Source organism: Paracoccus sp. PARArs4, assembly GCF_947311865.1.
In the GTDB taxonomy this organism is placed as follows: domain Bacteria; phylum Pseudomonadota; class Alphaproteobacteria; order Rhodobacterales; family Rhodobacteraceae; genus Paracoccus; species Paracoccus zeaxanthinifaciens.
Map to the genome: position 1 here is coordinate 1 of NZ_CAMZMW010000041.1, position 1,388 is coordinate 1,388.

At 55.5% G+C, this 1,388-nt stretch carries 1 pseudogene; it reads left to right on the plus strand.

Annotated elements, in window-relative coordinates:
• Positions 1 to 108 precede the first annotated feature (108 nt).
• Positions 109 to 555, plus strand: a pseudogene (locus QMZ16_RS16255) (transposase); the annotation flags it as partial.
• Positions 556 to 1,388 lie beyond the last annotated feature (833 nt).

Below are 1,388 nucleotides of genomic sequence, written 5' to 3' on the forward strand. Positions count from 1 at the left end.
AGGTGGACGACTTTTACGCCGCCCGCAGCGGGCTCATCCCGACGCTACCGTGGTCGACTTTCTCACCGCCGTTCTCAATCGCGATCTCTTCCGAGAAAGACTCGCGATGTGAAAATAGTAATCGGCAATTCGCATGAACGTATCGAAGCCGCCAGCGCTCGAGTTCTATCCAATAACTGGCAGCGCTGCCGCGTTCACTTCCAGAGCAATGCGCTCGCCCGTGTCGGCAAAAACAGGCGCCGGGTGGTCTCCGCCTTTATAGTTCCGGCCTTCGCCCAGCCCGACTTTGCGCCGGCGAAGGCTCATTGGCGGCTTGTGGCGAACCAGATGCGCGGCAAGCTTTTCACGCGTACCATGCACGCGATTACCCCGGAGGTGGATGTCATAGCCTCAACGACCTTCTCGGCCGAGCATCGTACCAAGCTGGACAGCACCAGTCCTATCACGCGGCTGAACGGCGAGATTGAGCTAGGTCCGGATGTTGTCGATATACTTCCGAACGATGCATTTATCAGGCATCGCGTCGGAGTGATCATAAATGAGTAGATGGAAGTATGAACGTTTTCACGCATTGCATACGTGGCGCTGGCTGCTCTCGCCCCCGTCTGCAATGATCCTCCGGATCAGCCGGCCTGCAGTGCGGAACGGCTGACCGCTCGGCCCGCTTTAAAGCGAGCGGCCGGCGGTGCGCTGCAAGACCTTCGAAAAATCATCCAGAGCCCCAGTCCGACGCCGAACGAAAAGTGCCTGTCAATTCGGATCCAATTGATCGTCTTCCAGCTCAGATTGTTCGTTTCTCTTGCCCTGCAGCCATATGCGCTGAAGCGAACTGGGACTCTTGGGGAGATCGGCTCTGTTGGGCATCGCTTCAGCGAGGATATCACAGGCGCAGATAAGATGGTGTGAGGCAGAATTTTTCGTCGGCCTTACCTTAAAGCGCTCGGCTAAGTCACATATAAACGCATAGAGAACGGCATCTCGGACTGGATGAACCCTGGGCTTCCTGCCGCCGGGACATTCGATTGTGCGCCTCAGGACATCACAGACAAACGTTCTAAGTTCGTAGCATAAGGGCGTATTAGTAGAGATCAGGTTTGCTGCGTGAATTTCCGCCGCGTTGAAGGCGGCAGGATTCTTTGCCGCATCTGATATGACCGTAGTTACGAAGGAAAGGTATGACCCTGAATTCTCGTTTGAGATACCCTCCTGTGCAAGTCCTCTTCTGCGTGCTCGCCTCAAGTCCTCACGAACCAAACCTCCCAGCGCTTGGGCTTCCTGCTGCCAAGATAGATCTGTGGTTGAGAGTCTGCTTAGGCTCCAGACTCGTTAATTTTCAAAGCCAGAAGATGACAGTTGCGGCGAGAGCGACGGCGGACAGAAAGACCCTC